This is a genomic window from Enterobacter cloacae complex sp. SHL012, from assembly GCF_049237505.1.
Taxonomy (GTDB): Bacteria; Pseudomonadota; Gammaproteobacteria; order Enterobacterales; family Enterobacteriaceae; genus Enterobacter; species Enterobacter kobei.
The window spans coordinates 962,266-977,845 of record NZ_JBMKIZ010000001.1; the positions used below are offsets into that span (position 1 = coordinate 962,266).

Genomic DNA, 15,580 nt, shown 5'->3' on the forward strand with positions numbered 1-15,580 from the left:
GAATATCAGGCGAGTTTAGGGAATGTTGCGATCTTTTTTTGCAGATCGCCTTCATGGCTTTGCGGCGATATTTCGCGGAGATCCTGAATAAAACGCGCCTGCCAGTGATTAATATCGTTCTTACGGATCGTCTCCATCATCTCAGCATGGCGTGAAATGCGCTCCGTCAGCGGCATGGTCAACGCGCGGTTGAGGGCATTAGCCACGTCATCCCTATCGTAAGGGTTCACGATAAGCGCTGACGTGAGCTCATTCGCCGCCCCGGCAAACTGGGAAAGCACCAGTACCCCCGGGTCCGCCGGGTCCTGAGCCGCCACATACTCTTTTGCCACCAGGTTCATCCCGTCACGTAACGGGGTGACCAGCCCCACGTCTGCATAGCGGAAGACTTTCATCAGGATTTTGCGGTCAAAATGCTGATTCAGGTAAAAGAGCGGCGTCCAGCCAAGCTGACCATAGCGACCATTGATGCGCCCCGCTTCCGTCTCCAGCTGGTGACGAATATCCTGGTAGGCCTGAACTTCACCGCGCGACGTTGGCGCTATCTGGGTATAACGGATTTTACCGTGGTGCTGAGGGTATTTATCCAGCAGCGTCTCATAGGCCAGGAAGCGTTCCGGTAGCCCTTTGGAATAATCCAGACGCTCTACCGAGAAGATATTCTTCACATGCTTGAGTTCATTCTTAAGCTGCGCCAGCTTCGGCGGCAGCGGGCCGGAAGCCTGATCCGCAATCTCGTCGGGTTCAATCCCAATCGGATACACTTCGGTGTGGAAGGTTTTCCCCCACGCCGTATGGGTCTTGCCGCCTTTTGTCATCAGTCGCGTTTTACCTGACACCGAATCCAGGAACGCGAGGCGGTCATTTTCGGTCTGGAAGCCCAATAAATCGTAATCACACAGCCCCTCCAGCAGCGCTTCATGCGGCGGCAGTGCGGTAAAGATCTCCGGCGTCGGGAACGGTATGTGCAGGAAGAAGCCAATCCGGTTGTTTACTCCCCTTTTACGCAGCTCTCGGGCGAAGGGCAGCAGGTGGTAATCGTGGATCCATAAAATATCGTCTTCCTCTATAAGAGGCAGCAGTTTATCCGCCAGCAGCGCGTTGACGCGCGAGTAGCCTTCGAAGGATTCACGCTGGAATTTGACCAGGTCAAGACGATAATGAAACGCAGGCCACAGCACGGCGTTGGAGAATTGCGAGTAATACTCGTCATAGTCTTTCTCTTTCAGCGCAAAGGATGCCCACGTGATATTCCCACGCGTCACTTTGTTAAGCGGTTTCTCTTCTTCACTGATTTCACCACTCCAGCCAAACCACAGCCCACCAGCAGCTTTCAAGGCACCTAACACCCCTACCGCCAGGCCACCTGCACTGGATTTTTTATCATCAGGCGGTGCAATTCGGTTAGAGACGACGACTAAGCGACCCATAATGATTTCCCCCTTTGTTTTGCGCTATTTGTTGTTGTTGCTGGTTAGCGATATCAGATATCCACTGCCAGACGGCGTCGACATTTGCCAGACGCCATTCTGCGACAGTGTTACCAGGCCCCACCTTAACGGCGATCCCTCCGGCCTGATTCACCACGCGAAATCCGGCCTCGTCGGTCAGATCATCGCCTAAAAATACCGGTATACGTCCCTTAAATGGCGGTTCCGCCATAAACGCCGCAATAGCAGCACCTTTATTAATGCCCTCAGGTTTTATCTCAACGACACACTTCCCCGGCTGTAGAGCGAGCTGCGGGTGTGCATCGACCACGCTACGGGCAATCGCAAATATCGCTGCTTCGTGATGCGGTGCCTGCCGATAGTGCAAGGCGAATGCCATGCCTTTCGCTTCCAGTTCCGTACCCGGAAGTGACGCCAGCGCCGAGGAGAGTTCAGTGTGTAACGCCTGAATTAAGGTATCGGGGAGTGATACAACATGCAGTTGATCATGGATATCGCGGCGCTCCGCTCCGTGTACACCGGCTAGCGGAAAGTGGTAAGGACTGGCGAGCACATCCAGCTCGGCCATTGAGCGCCCTGAAATCAATGCCAATGCGCCCTCGTTCAGTCGAGAGAGCTGCTGCAAATTCTCTAGCACCGTATCCGGTACGACCACGTCGTCAGGATGCGGCTGGATCCCGGCGAGCGTCCCGTCGAGGTCAAAAAAGAAAGCATATTTTCCGGGCAGTACAGGCGGTGCGGTTAACGAGTCAGCCACCCTTTTCCTCCTTACAGTTGATGAGAGGTAAACGCCTTTACCTCTTTCATAGCCATGTAAGTATAGACAGTGTGATGGGGCTCGCCATTTGACAACCGCCCCGCCAGCAAAACTGGCGAGGCGGTTCAGGGGTCAACTATGGTTATAAGTTGAGCAATAAAAAGTCAGCGTCGGGGTTACACGGTACGCTTTGCTTTTTGCTTGTAACGGTCGAATATCACCGCCGCCAGCAGGATCAGACCACGCACCACGTACTGAGAGAACGGCGAAATATTCAGCAGGTTCATGGCGTTCTCTACCGTCCCTAAAATCAGGATACCAGCCACCACATATGAGATTTTTCCGATGCCGCCCTTGAGGGAAACACCCCCTAAAACGCAGGCAGAAATGACGATCAGCTCATAACCAATCGAGGTCATTGGCTGGCCGCTGGTCATACGCGAGGCCAGAATAATCCCGGCGGCGGCAGAAACCAGTCCCGAGAGGACAAAGATAATAATCTTGGTGCGCACCACCGGCACACCGGCCAGACGTGCGGCTTCTTCATTGCCCCCGATCGCCAGAGTATTGCGGCCAAACGTGGTCCGGTTGAGCAGGAAGCCGAACAGGATCAGGCAGGCCACGGTGAGCCAGATTGGCGCAGGCAGGCCCAGCCAGTTAGCGTAACCCAGCGTAAAGAAGCGCTCGTCTTCAATCCCGACCGCTTTACCGTCGGAGATGATATAGGCCAGACCTCGCACAATTTGCATCGTCGCAAGCGTGGTTATCAGGGCGTTAATCTTCAGACGAGCAATGACAAAACCGTTCACCAGGCCGCTAAGCACGCCGAGTAACAGACCCGCCAGCACGCCAATCCACAGGCTTTCTGTCATGTTGATCACCACGGCGGTGGTCACGCCCGCACAGGCGATAACAGAGGCCACCGACAGGTCGAAATCACCGGAGGCCAGACAGAACAGCATACCGCAGGCCACCATGCCGGACATGGAAATGGCCAGGCCCAATCCTTTCATATTAATGAAAGTGGCAAAGTTAGGGACGAAGATCGCACAGGCGACGAAAAGTGCGGCAAAGACCACCAGCATGCCGTACTGATCCCAGATACGACCAAAACTAAAAGCCGACTTCGGCGCTCCGGATGTAGTAACAGAGGACATCATTAACTCCTTACTCAGGCGACTGCCTGGCTGACTTTAGGCATGGCGAGGTTCAACGCCTGTTGTTCATTCGCCTGTTCATGAAGTAATTCACCGGCGATTTCGCCTTCACGCATCACCACAATGCGGTCGGCAACGCCAAGCACCTCCGGCAGATCGCTGGAGGCGAAAAGTACCGCCACGCCGCGTTTTGCCAGTTCATAGATCACGTTATAAATCTCGTGTTTTGCGCCCACATCGATACCGCGCGTCGGCTCATCCAGCAAAATGACCTTCATGTCTTCCGACAACCAGCGGCCTAAAATGGCCTTCTGCTGGTTCCCCCCTGACAAATTCATAATCAGCTGTTCCGGGCCGGGCGTTTTAATATTCAGCGAGCGAATATGGTGGTCGGCATTGCTCGACTCCCAGCTGTCGTTTATCAGGCAACCCGCGCGAATAAACTTACGGCGGGCGGAAATATTGATGTTGTCACGCACCGAATGCACCGGAATGATCCCTTCCGCTTTGCGGTCTTCCGGACAGAGCATCATTCCTGCCCTGATCGCGTGGGCGGGTTTCTGGATATCAACCTGCTCACCGTCGATGGAGACCCGCCCTGCGGAAATGCGGGTACCCCCGAACAAGCCTTTCATTAATTCGCTGCGCCCCGCCCCTACCAGGCCAAACAGCCCGACGATCTCGCCGCTGCGGACGGATAATGAAACCGGTGTTCTCACGCCTGGCGCTTTCACGTTTTCCAGCCGCAGGCGTTCAGGGCCATACTCGCGCGGCTTCCAGTGATAGATATCGCCCAGATCGCGCCCGACCATCGCCTGAACAAGCTGGTCATGGTTAACCTGCTGCATATCGCTAAAGGTGCGCACATAGCGCCCATCTTTAAAAACGGTAATGGCATCGCTCAGGGCAAATATCTCTTCCATGCGGTGCGAGACATACAAAATGGTGCGTCCTTCCTGTCGCAACTCGCGGATCACGCGGAACAGGTTTTCGATTTCACGCTTGGAGAGCGAGCTGGTGGGTTCATCGAAAGCAATAATTTTGGCGTTGCGCGCCAGCGCCTTGGCAATTTCAACCATCTGCCACTGGCCGATGGAGAGATATTTCAGCGGCGTCTGGGGATCAACATCCAGACCAAGATGTTTAAGCTGCAGCCCCGCTTCATAATTAAGTAGCGAACGGTTCACCACGCCGCCTTTGTGCGGAAGCTGGCCTAAATAGATATTTTCCGCCACGGTCATCTCGGGAATAAGGTGCAATTCCTGATAGATAATGGCCACCCCGGCATTAAGCGCCGCCGTGGTATCGGCAAAGGCCATCTCTTCGCCGCGAATAGCCAGCGTGCCGGTTGTTGGCGCGTAGTTGCCGCTGAGGATTTTTAACAGCGTGGATTTCCCCGCTCCGTTTTCCCCCATCAGGGCGTGAACCTGTCCGGAATAGCAGTCAAAGCTGATATCGGTCAGCGCATTAACACCGGGGAACGTTTTCCCGATGCCGCGAAAAGAGAGATAGGGATGAGACTGTTGCATAACGACTCCGTGATTCCTGTAGTCTGTACGTCTGGCCCCTTACGGAGAGTAAGGGGCACAATCACAGCGTATTACTTACCGCCCAGTCCTTTTTTCGCCAGTTCCTCTTTGAAGTTGTCGCGGGTGATCAGCACCACGTCGGTCACTTCGGTAAATTTCGGCGGTTCAGCGCCTTTGGTTACCCAGTTGTAGAGCATTTCGCTGGATTTGTAGCCGTGGACATCCGGGCTTGGCAGCAGAGAACCGTAGAAGCCGGTGGCCTGCGCTTTGGAAAGCTCACTGACGGCGTCAACGCCGTTGATGCCAATTCCGATCACATCGGGCGCTTTAAAGCCCTGGCCTTCTGTCGCACGGACCCCACCCAGCACGGTGTTATCGTTCATACCGACCACCAGCCAGTGCTTCACTTCCGGGTGCTGAACCAGCATGGAGTTCGCGGCGTCAAATGCCCCCGGGATATCGTTGGATTTGGTCGGGACTTTATAGATCTGTTTCTCCGGGAAACCGGCCGCTTTCAGCGCGTCCATTGAGCCCGTCGTGCGACGACGTGCTGTGTCCAGCTCATCAGCGGTAATGGCCATGACGGCGGTCTCTTTCACATCCCAGCCGCGTTTCTGCATTTCTTTATAGAGTTCCTGACCCTGACGTTCGCCGATTTTGGTCGCCGCCATCATGACCAGCGGCACGCTGTCCATCGGTTTGCCTTTGGCATTCACGAACTGATCGTCAACGGCAATGACTTTCATGTCGTAACCGCGGGCTTTCGCCGCAATGGCGGACCCCAGTTTCGGATCCGGTGTACAGATAACAAAACCTTTTGCACCGCTGGCCGCCAGGCTGTCGATGGCGTTCAGCGTTTTCTCACCGTCGGGCACGGCGATTTTAATCACTTCAAAACCTAAATCTTTCCCGGCTTTATCTGCGAATTTCCACTCGGTCTGGAACCAGGGTTCTTCGGGCTGTTTTACCAGAAAACCGAGTTTTAAATTCTCAGCGATAGCGGATTGTGACATAACGGCAGCCAGACCGATGGCCGCCAGCGCTTTAGTAAATTTGTGCATGGTAAACTCCAGCTTTAGCATTCTTTTCTGTAGGGAATATTTGCGTGCTTCTTATTTAATCGGACTTAAAACAAGGCATTAGCGCTTACCTCGTCATAAGCGTTATTGCTGGTGATAGTTTTAGCGGGAAATTAATCATCCATAAGAGAGCCCCATCACACCGCAGAATTACAGTAATTGCGTACATAAATTCAGCGAAAAATGACATAAAAAAGGCAGGATTTGTCAGACAAATAAAAGAAGTGTGAGCAGAATTATCCATAAGATTAGCTAAGAAGTCCCTGATGCCAGTAGACCTGTCACGCCGGGGCTAAGGGTTGAAAGGAACATCCTGCTTTCCATCAAAAAAACACACTCGCGCTGAAAATATATTTCCCGGCAAAAATTGATTTAGCGCAATTTTAATGAAACATCATATATGCGAAATGAATTATCTGTATTTCTTGCTTTCCCAGATAATTATTCCGACGCAATCCCCCCGAAAGACAAACCGCAACATTAAAAACACACTCCCCCTTAACTATCAGTAAGATAGAATGATTTCATTTCATGGGAAACTATTTGCATATTTGTACTATATTAAATTTTGTAATGTATGGTAAAAACAGCGGGATTAAGACTTTTCTTAAATTAAAGACAACGGTATGCTTATTTATATCGAACACAGGAAGTGAATTTCGGTCAGCTTTGGCACTGCAGAATCTCTTTTTCTGCTCTATTTCTTCGTATTTGCCTGGCGCTCAGGTTAAGCAACGGACATCACGTCCCACAGTCTATAAGGATATGAGTATGGCTACCCAAACGATGATGCAAAAACTTAACGCGCAGATGAACCTTGAGTTTTACGCCTCAAATCTGCACCTTTACCTCAGTGCGTGGTGTTCCGAGAAAAGCCTTACGGGCTCTGCCACGTTCTTTCGTTCACAGGCCCAAAGCAACGTCACCCACATGATGCGCGTCTTTAATTTCCTGAAAGCGGCGGGGGCAAACCCGGTTGTTAAAGCCCTGGAGGGGATCAACGATAATTACTCTTCTCTGGAAGAATTGTTTGAAAAGACGCTGGAAGAGTATGAACAGCGTTGCACGACACTCAACAAGCTGGCCGATGAAGCCAGAGCGCAGCATGACATGACCACGCTGAAATTCCTGCGCGATATGGATAAAGAGCAGCAGCAGGACGGAATGCTGCTGAAAACCCTTGCGGACGAGATCCATAATGCGCAACAGGCAGGTTTGTGCCCGGAACAAACCGATCGCCACCTGCTCGACATTGTCACAGTGCAGCATCACTGACGCTTTTGACCTGCTCCCGTTCGGAGCAGGTTACCTTCCCTGCGCCAACCTTCTGCTTTTGCTGAGATTTAACAAATCAGATCTCGCTCCCAATGATTAACCACACAACATGTAATGATTTATTTAATTACATAATCATTGACGAGGGAGCAGCATGATCACCATTGAGTTTATTGTCATTCTCCTCTGCCTGCTGACGGGTACACGTTTCGGCGGCATGGGGCTTGGGTTAATCAGCGGGATTGGCCTTTTTATTTTGTGTTTTGTCTTTGGTCTCCAGCCCGGCAAGCCGCCGGTTGACGTGATGTTGACCATTCTCGCCGTGATTGGTTGTGCAGCCACCCTGCAAACTGCCGGTGGGCTCAATGTCATGATGCAATTTGCCGAACGCCTCCTGCGCAAACATCCGCAGCACATCACGCTTCTCGCCCCGTTTACCACCTGGATGCTGACCTTTCTCTGCGGTACCGGCCATGTGGTCTACACTATGTTCCCCATCATTGCGGATATCGCCCTGAAAAAAGGGATCCGACCCGAGCGCCCAATGGCCGTGGCATCGGTAGCATCGCAGATGGCAATCACGGCATCACCGGTTTCCGTCGCCGTCGTGTCGCTGGTCTCCATCCTGGCCGCCCAGCATGGGATCGGTCACGCGTGGGGGATCCTGGAAATACTCGCCGTGTCGGTTCCCGCTTCACTTTTTGGTGTCGCCATTGCTGCCCTGTGGAGTTTACGCCGCGGGAAAGATTTGTCTGACGACAGGGAGTTTCAGGAAAAACTAAAAGATCCAAAGCAGCGTGAGTTTATCTATGGCGGTACGGAGACGTTAATGAATCAATGTTTTCCGAAGCAGGCTTACTGGTCGACCTGGATTTTCTTTGCCGGTATTGCCGTGGTTGTCCTGCTCGGGGCCTTCCCCGAACTGCGCCCCGCCTTCGAGCTGAAAGGCAAAATGACGGCGCTGTCGATGAACCTGGTCATTCAGATGATGATGCTCATTGCCGGTGCCGTGATGCTGATGGCCTGCAAGGTCAATGCCTCAGCCATTTCTAACGGCGCGGTATTTAAGGCCGGTATGGTGGCGATTTTCTCGGTGTTCGGGGTGGCGTGGATGAGCGATACCTTTTTCCAGGCGCATCTGGACGAGTTAAAACTGGCGCTGGAAGGCGTGGTGAAAAGCCATCCGTGGACGTATGCCATCGTGCTTTTCCTGGTGTCGAAGCTGGTGAACAGCCAGGCGGCTGCCCTGACGGCCGTGGCGCCAATGGGGCTGATGCTGGGGATCGATCCAAAAATGCTGATCGCCTTTTTCCCGGCGTCATACGGCTATTTTGTTCTGCCGACCTATCCCAGTGATTTAGCCTGCATCGGCTTCGATCGCTCAGGAACCACCCGCATCGGCAAATTCATCATTAACCACAGCTTCATTCTGCCCGGATTAATCGGTGTGAGCTGCGCGTGTGCGGCGAGCTACCTGCTGGTACAGACTTTCTTTTAAAGGCATCAACGGGCGACTTACGCGGTCGCCCGTTTGCAGATATTAATGCGACTCGCCCTGCGGGGTGAAGCGCAGCTCAATCAGCGCGATGGCTTTCTGGATCGCACGAAGCGTCACCGGGTCAGCGGCGGCAGGATGGCTGGTGAAATCAATGTTTCTCAGCTGCGTGGACATCTTCTCGCGGACTTCAACTGGGGCAATAACATCCAGAACATCAAGGATTTGCTTAATAACCAGCTGACAGGCAACAACGTCAGAGACCAGTTCCTGATCGGCGCTCAGGTTTTGTGACATGGGGCTTCTCCTTATTTAAAGGCCGCCATAGTATCAAAACGCAGCCCCTGACATCTCCCCTTCGTCACCAGCAGGGACAAAAAAACCCGCCGAAGCAGGTTTTTTTTTATCAGAACATGGCGCCCGGCGGCACGTCTTTAAAGGTGCGGCAGTAATTGGCCCACATACTTTTGAGGATTTTGCGCAGTTTCATTGTGATGCTCCATTAACTTGTCATACAGCTTTATCGTCAATGCGCCTATAATATGACCAACATCACAAAAATCAATGTTTTTGTGATGTACATCACAATTCAATTTACTGCAACACCTGTTAGCCAGCAAAACCGCGAACAAAATCAAAGAGAGAAGGCAGATCGTCCGGCTATTCCTGGCATTGGGCTACGTCTCTGCGGGTACGATAACGTATCTCCATCCACTCAGAGCGAACCATGAAAAGAGTCATCGTAGCCGGTACGATCCTGCTGCTCGCGGGATGCAGCGTTAACCGTCAGGCGGAAATCAGTAGCCTCGACGCACCAAACGGCATTGTCCGCCTCGATTACGGTCAGGCCGTGCTGCAAAATGCCTGGTCTGACGAATATGTAAATAACGGCACCGCAGTGAAAGCCTGCCAGGGTATGGGGTATGCCACCGCGTCTGCCTACGGGCAACCCGTCAAAACCTGTACGCTGATAAGCGGCTCTTTGTGCCTTAACGAAAGCGTGACCATTCAGTATAAATGCATGGGTTATGCCGTTAACCCTAAGTCAAATAATCCCTGGTATTAATCCAAGCTGCCAGCGTTTGCTGGCACTTTATTTAACTAAGAACAAAAACAATTCGCATTAATATAAAACCGACAATGCGTTTTATTCCCATTCGTATTTTGAAGTAATGAATATTTATTTTACGTTTTGCAAATAATTAAATAACAAATTATAGTGTCGCTCATTGTGAACCAGTAATAATAACCCGGAGCGTCACCATGCTGAAAACTGAAATGATCGACAAGCTCAATGCGCAAATGAACCTTGAGCTCTTTTCATCCCTTCTCTACCAGCAGATGAGCGCCTGGTGCAGCTACCACAGCTTTGAAGGTGCGGCCGCGTTTCTGCGTCGCCATGCGCAGGAAGAGATGACCCACATGCAGCGCCTGTTTGATTATCTGACCGACACCGGCAGCCTGCCGCGCATTGAGACCGTGGCCTCGCCTTTTGCCGAGTATAATTCTCTCGATGAACTGTTCCGCGCCACCTACGAGCACGAACAGCTGATCACGCAGAAAATTAACGAACTGGTTCATGCGGCAATGACCAGCCAGGATTATCCAACCTTTAATTTCCTGCAATGGTATGTGGCAGAACAGCATGAAGAAGAGAAGCTGTTTAAATCCGTGCTGGATAAATTATCCCTGGTGGGTAAATCAGGTGAAGGTCTTTACTTTATTGATAAAGAACTTTCCACTCTCGATACACAGAATTAATTTCAACGCGGTGCGGGTTTCCTGCACCGCGTTAATTTACATACATTCTGCGCAGCTGGTACAGCGCCAGTCATGGGGATTGACGGCCTGATAAAAATAGCGGTAGCTGGCCGTCTCAAGCGGAATACCCACCTCGAAAAACAGGTCTGTCAGCCAGTCAACGTTTTCGATAATCCACTCATCTTCCTGTAAGCCTTGTGCAAAGGTTTCATCTTCAGGATCAATAACCGAATAGATTGCCCAGGTGCCCATATCCTTTTCGCGGCGGGACTCAGGCAGCGTCAGAGGCTGGTTCTGCCAGCTCATTATCCAGTGTCCATGGCACAACAGATTGCCTCCCCGGCTCCATGCCGCCGTAAATGGATTCTCCCCCGCCATAAAAAACCCTCACATTATTTTATTATTTGCACGAGTTGTTTACGTTACGCCTGAAATTTGCGCCGTGACATTGCTCTTATGAAGTAGGTATCGCCCCATTAAGGATCACAGTACGCCTAACCTGTAAATATTTAATTACACACCTTGTAACGGTGATTTGACGAATTACGGCTTTTCCCTTACTCTGCGCCGCAGAAATTGTCGCGATTCACCATCGTTGTAGAGGAAAGCGTGAAAAACAGAACCCTGGGAAGTATTTTTATCGTCGCCGGAACGACGATTGGCGCAGGAATGCTGGCAATGCCCCTGGCTGCTGCAGGTGTGGGATTCGGGATGACGCTGCTGCTTCTTGGCACACTCTGGGCGCTGATGTGTTACACCGCGCTGTTGTTGCTTGAGGTTTACCAGCACGTGCCCGCCGACACCGGTCTGGGTTCACTGGCGGCGCGCTACCTGGGACGCTACGGTCAGTGGATAACCGGCTTTAGCATGATGTTCCTGATGTACGCCCTGACTGCCGCGTATATTAGCGGGGCCGGGGAGCTCATTGCCTCCAGCGTCAATGACTGGTTTGGCTCTGACATTACCCCGGCGACGGGGGCAATCTTCTTTGCGCTCATCGGCGGCGGCGTGGTCTGCGTGGGGACCTCGCTGGTCGATCTGTTCAATCGTTTTCTCTTCAGCGCCAAAATTCTGTTTCTGATTGTCATGCTGGTCCTGCTGGCACCGCATGTGCACAAGGTTAATCTGCTGACGTTGCCGCTGGAAAAAGGGCTCGCACTTTCCGCTATCCCGGTGATTTTCACCTCGTTTGGCTTCCACGGCAGCGTACCGAGTATTGTCAGCTATATGAACGGTGATATTCGCAAGCTGCGCCGCGTGTTTGTTATCGGCAGCGCGATCCCGCTCATCGCCTATATTTTCTGGCAACTGGTGACGCTGGGCAGCATTGACTCTACAACCTTTATTGGACTCATGGCGCAGCACGCTGGCCTGAATGGTTTTCTGCTGGCACTGCGCGAGGTCGTCACGTCTCCTCACGTGGAGCTGGCGGTCCACCTGTTTGCCGACCTGGCGCTGGCGACCTCGTTCCTGGGCGTGGCGCTCGGCCTGTTTGATTACCTGGCCGACCTGTTCCAGCGTCGCAATACGGTTAGCGGACGGTTACAGACGGGGGTAATTACTTTCCTGCCGCCGCTCGCGTTTGCGCTGTTTTACCCACGCGGGTTTGTGATGGCGCTGGGTTACGCCGGGGTGGCGCTGTCGATCCTGGCGCTGTTACTCCCTTCCCTGCTGGCATGGAAGAGCCGCCAGCAGCATCCTCAGCAGGGGTACCGCGTGGCGGGAGGAAAACCGCTGCTAGGCATTGTGTTTAGCTGTGGGGTGGTGATTATTCTGGTGCAGGTATTGATTGCCGCCGGCATGTTGCCGGAAGTGGGTTAAATAAAAAAGGGGCTATCTTTAGCCCCTTTTTATCAATGCAAACAGCAGCTCTTAAACTTCTTCCCGCTGCCGCAAGGACACGGATCGTTGCGCCCGACCTTCGTACCGTTCACAATCGGCTTCTTTGCTTCAGGCTGCTGCGGGTTATCTACCCAGTATTGATATAAACGCAGTGCCGCTGGCTGGATGCGCTCAATGCTGGCGATATAGTCTTCTTCGCTCAGTTCATCCAGCTTCTCGCTGTTCTCTTCCGTACCGTGCAGGGCAATCACTTCGAGATCGGCCTTCAGAGACTCCGGCAAGGCTGACCAGTCCGTCAACGCCACGCCGCGCATATAGCCATAGCACCACTCTTCCACCACGGTGTAGCTCTCACCGTCGACGTCGTTATATCCAAACATCGGCTCAAACTGGTCCGGGTATTCGCTCAGCCGCTCAGCAATGTCGTTCATATGCTTAAAGCAGAGATCGATAAAACGATTCATTTCACGATCGTTTTTCCAGCGCGGAATGTATTTCTCCCCGCCCCACACGGCCACCAGCCAGGTATCTGGCTCAACGACAACAGGGCCGGAAAGCACTGCGGTAAGCATGCCGTCCAGTTCGGATACGTCAATCACGGACGCATCGTCATGGCCGTAAGACATGAGAGTCTCTTCCAGCCATGCCATTTCGCTTTCATTTAATGGACCTTCCGTCATCGCGGACACTCCTGATAAAAAGGAAAAGATCCTAACACAGTTCTCACGCCGTTCCCGGCTGAAGTTTAGGTCTTTATTGCTGCAAAAGTGTGCAAATCGTGACCCTTGCACAACTTATGGGCTTTAATGTTAACGATATGTGATCTCCGCTGTAATTTCTTCTCCTGCCGCAGGGCGGCAGAACGCGGCGCTCTATACTCAAAGATGTCATAACCCCGTCAAGGGGTTAACCATTCTGGCAACGTTTTTGCTTGCTGTTCTTCGCGCGACGCTGCGCATGGAAACCTCGCCGTATCATGCAGGATGCCGTTCGTTTAGTGCATTTTGTTCTTGCCCGTGTTTTGGATTGGCTGCGCCCTGGGCGTTCAGGTTTACGCCGTGGTGCAAAAACCTCTTTGCTAAGGAACATAATAATGTCGCTGAAATTAATCAGAACTCCCCTATCTCTTGTGTTAGCTGGTTGTCTGGTGACGGCGTTTTCCGCCCGGGCAGATATCGTGATTGGTGTCGCCGGGCCGTTTACGGGACCCAATGCCACCTATGGCGATCAGTACTGGCACGGCGCAACGCAGGCCGCTGAAGATATTAACGCTGCCGGCGGGATTAACGGTGAGAAAATCAAGCTGGTTCAGGGTGACGATGCGTGCGAGCCTAAACAGGCCGTGGCAGTCGCCAACCGCTTAGTCGACCAGGATAAAGTCAACGCCGTTGTCGGCCATTTCTGCTCCTCATCGACCATGCCCGCCTCTGAGGTGTATAGCGATGCGGGGATCATTTCCATTACCCCCGGCTCGACGAACCCGCTGATCACCGAACGCGGTATGAGCGATATGTTCCGCATGTGCGGCCGCGATGACCAGCAGGGCCAGGTTGCCAGCGACTTCATCATTGATAAGCTGAAAGCCAAACGCGTGGCGATCATTCACGATAAAGACACCTATGGGCAGGGGCTGGCAGACGCAACCAAAGCGGCACTGGCGAAACGCGGGGTCAAGGATGTGATGTACGAGGGGTTATCGCGCGGTGAAAAAGACTTTAACGCGCTGGTGACGAAGATTGGCGCGCAAAAACCGGACGTGCTGTTCTTCGGTGGCTGTCACCCGGAAGCCGGTCCGCTCGTTCGCCAGATGCGTGAACAGGGCGTACAGGCGAAATTCTTCTCCGGCGACTGCATTGTTAATGAAGAGATGGTGACGGCGGCGGGCGGTCCACAGTATACCAACGGCATTTATATGACTTTCGGTAAAGATCCTCGCCTGATCCCGGACGGTAAAGCAGTGATTGAGAAATTCCGCGCCGCTAAATTCGAACCGGAAGGTTACACCCTCTACTCCTATGCTTCCGTGCAGGCCATTGCTGCTGCGTTTAAAGCCACGGGCGGCAAGGACTCCGCCAAAGCCAGCGAGTGGCTGAAAGCGAATACGGTCGACACGGTGATGGGTAAAAAAGCCTGGGACAGCAAGGGCGATCTGAAAGTCTCCGACTACGTGGTTTACCAGTGGGACGACCAAGGAAAATATAAGGAAGTGCAGTAACGGGACGGAATCACGCTCAACGTCGGCGGGCCTGCTTGCCGGCGCGTAATAAACATCAGGCTGCGCACCACGTGCTGCCTATAAAACGAGCGCGCTAAGATGAGTACATTCTTCCTGCAGCAGTTAATCAATGGCTTAACGCTGGGCTCCGTCTACGGCCTCATCGCCATCGGCTACACCATGGTGTATGGCATTATCGGGATGATCAATTTCGCCCACGGCGAAGTGTATATGATTTCCGCTTACCTCTGCGCCATTGGCCTGGCGCTACTCTCTTTCTTCGGCCTGCAGTCATTCCCCCTGCTGATACTGGGAACGCTGGTATTCACCATTGTCGTTACGGGGGTGTACGGCTGGACCATCGAGCGTATTGCTTATAAGCCGTTGCGGAACTCTACGCGCCTGGCGCCTCTTATCTCTGCCATCGGGATGTCGCTTATCCTGCAAAACTACGCGCAGCTGAGCCAAGGGCCGCGCCAGCAAGGGGTGCCAACCATGCTCGACGGCGTACTTCGTCTGCATCTGGGCGAAGGTTTTGTGCAAATAACTTATACCAAAGTATTTATCCTGGTCGCCTCGTTTGCCGGCATGCTGGTGCTGACCTGGATAATCAACCATACCCGGCTGGGGCGGATGTGCCGCGCGGTACAGCAGGACCGTAAAATGGCCTCCATTCTGGGGATCAACACCGACCGGATTATCTCCCTGGTCTTTGTCATTGGTGCGGCCATGGCGGGCCTGGCAGGTGTGCTCATCACCATGAATTACGGCACCTTTGATTTCTACGTCGGGTTTGTGATTGGCATTAAGGCGTTTACCGCAGCGGTGCTCGGCGGGATTGGCTCCCTGCCGGGCGCGATGCTCGGTGGGTTGATTCTGGGCGTCGCCGAGGCGCAATTTTCCGGCATGGTGAACTCCGATTATAAAGATGTGTTCTCGTTTGGCTTGCTGGTCTTGATCCTGATTTTTCGCCCTCAGGGTCTGCTTGGCCGCCCGATTGTCGCCAAAGTGTGAAGGAG

Annotated in this window: 16 protein-coding genes; 7 read left to right on the top strand and 9 right to left on the bottom strand. The window is 52.9% G+C overall.

The annotated features are described in order from the left end of the window. Positions 1–5 precede the first annotated feature (5 nt). The 5 genes from otsA to araF form a co-directional block, all read right to left on the bottom strand. On the bottom strand, positions 6–1,430 hold the full coding sequence (gene otsA / locus ACOTY9_RS04605) for an alpha,alpha-trehalose-phosphate synthase (RefSeq protein ID WP_063666322.1): 1,425 nt from the start codon (positions 1,428–1,430) through the stop codon (positions 6–8). Further along, entirely contained in the window at positions 1,405–2,208 is an 804-nt protein-coding gene (gene otsB / locus ACOTY9_RS04610; protein ID WP_014884357.1) for a trehalose-phosphatase, read from the bottom strand. The genes otsA and otsB overlap by 26 nt, the downstream gene beginning before the upstream one ends. 176 nt (positions 2,209–2,384) lie before the next feature. After that, the gene (araH, locus tag ACOTY9_RS04615) at positions 2,385–3,365 is read right to left on the bottom strand and encodes an arabinose ABC transporter permease AraH (RefSeq protein WP_014884358.1); all 981 of its coding nucleotides are present in this window, start codon (positions 3,363–3,365) and stop codon (positions 2,385–2,387) included. Positions 3,366–3,379: 14 nt separating this feature from the next. Next, positions 3,380–4,894 carry an L-arabinose ABC transporter ATP-binding protein AraG gene (gene araG, locus ACOTY9_RS04620; protein WP_078310276.1) on the bottom strand — a complete coding sequence of 505 codons (1,515 nt, stop codon included), beginning with the start codon at positions 4,892–4,894 and terminating at the stop codon, positions 3,380–3,382. Positions 4,895–4,965: 71 nt separating this feature from the next. Beyond that, positions 4,966–5,955 carry an arabinose ABC transporter substrate-binding protein AraF gene (gene araF / locus ACOTY9_RS04625; protein ID WP_008500409.1) on the bottom strand — a complete coding sequence of 330 codons (990 nt, stop codon included), beginning with the start codon at positions 5,953–5,955 and terminating at the stop codon, positions 4,966–4,968. 789 nt (positions 5,956–6,744) lie between these two features. On the opposite strand from araF, the gene ACOTY9_RS04630 reads away from it, so the two are divergent. Next, positions 6,745–7,248, top strand: coding sequence for a non-heme ferritin-like protein (locus tag ACOTY9_RS04630; RefSeq protein WP_014884361.1), 504 nt, complete (start codon positions 6,745–6,747; stop codon positions 7,246–7,248). Positions 7,249–7,402: 154 nt separating this feature from the next. Next, entirely contained in the window at positions 7,403–8,746 is a 1,344-nt protein-coding gene (locus ACOTY9_RS04635) for an anaerobic C4-dicarboxylate transporter (protein ID WP_047626984.1), read from the top strand. A 42-nt stretch (positions 8,747–8,788) separates the two neighbouring features. Here the strand turns inward: ACOTY9_RS04635 and ACOTY9_RS04640 are convergent, their stop codons facing one another. Then, positions 8,789–9,040: a DUF2766 family protein gene (locus ACOTY9_RS04640; RefSeq protein ID WP_014884363.1), complete on the bottom strand. Its 252-nt coding sequence runs from the start codon at positions 9,038–9,040 to the stop codon at positions 8,789–8,791. A 109-nt stretch (positions 9,041–9,149) separates the two neighbouring features. Continuing rightward, the gene (gene azuC / locus ACOTY9_RS04645; RefSeq protein ID WP_014884364.1) at positions 9,150–9,233 is read right to left on the bottom strand and encodes a stress response protein AzuC; all 84 of its coding nucleotides are present in this window, start codon (positions 9,231–9,233) and stop codon (positions 9,150–9,152) included. 237 nt (positions 9,234–9,470) lie between these two features. Between azuC and yecR the strand changes: the two genes are divergently transcribed. Together yecR and ftnA are read left to right on the top strand one after the other, a co-directional pair. Next, positions 9,471–9,809, top strand: coding sequence for a YecR family lipoprotein (gene yecR, locus ACOTY9_RS04650; protein WP_014884365.1), 339 nt, complete (start codon positions 9,471–9,473; stop codon positions 9,807–9,809). 197 nt (positions 9,810–10,006) lie between these two features. Then, positions 10,007–10,504 (top strand): non-heme ferritin, encoded by a 498-nt coding sequence (ftnA, locus tag ACOTY9_RS04655; protein ID WP_014884366.1) that lies wholly within the window; start codon positions 10,007–10,009, stop codon positions 10,502–10,504. Positions 10,505–10,540: 36 nt separating this feature from the next. On the opposite strand, the gene ACOTY9_RS04660 is transcribed toward ftnA, so the two are convergent. Continuing rightward, the gene (locus ACOTY9_RS04660) at positions 10,541–10,882 is read right to left on the bottom strand and encodes a hypothetical protein (RefSeq protein WP_421637309.1); all 342 of its coding nucleotides are present in this window, start codon (positions 10,880–10,882) and stop codon (positions 10,541–10,543) included. Positions 10,883–11,113: 231 nt separating this feature from the next. Between ACOTY9_RS04660 and tyrP the strand changes: the two genes are divergently transcribed. Beyond that, positions 11,114–12,325, top strand: coding sequence for a tyrosine transporter TyrP (tyrP, locus tag ACOTY9_RS04665; RefSeq protein WP_421637310.1), 1,212 nt, complete (start codon positions 11,114–11,116; stop codon positions 12,323–12,325). 32 nt (positions 12,326–12,357) lie between these two features. Here tyrP and ACOTY9_RS04670 read toward each other — a convergent pair whose 3' ends face one another. Next, entirely contained in the window at positions 12,358–13,026 is a 669-nt protein-coding gene (locus ACOTY9_RS04670; RefSeq protein WP_014884369.1) for a YecA family protein, read from the bottom strand. Positions 13,027–13,439: 413 nt separating this feature from the next. Here ACOTY9_RS04670 and ACOTY9_RS04675 point away from each other — a divergent pair, with 413 nt between their 5' ends. Next, complete coding sequence (locus ACOTY9_RS04675) at positions 13,440–14,561, top strand: branched-chain amino acid ABC transporter substrate-binding protein (protein ID WP_348565410.1); 1,122 nt, start codon at positions 13,440–13,442, stop codon at positions 14,559–14,561. A 99-nt stretch (positions 14,562–14,660) separates the two neighbouring features. Next, on the top strand, positions 14,661–15,575 hold the full coding sequence (locus ACOTY9_RS04680) for an ABC transporter permease subunit (RefSeq protein ID WP_014884371.1): 915 nt from the start codon (positions 14,661–14,663) through the stop codon (positions 15,573–15,575). Positions 15,576–15,580 lie beyond the last annotated feature (5 nt).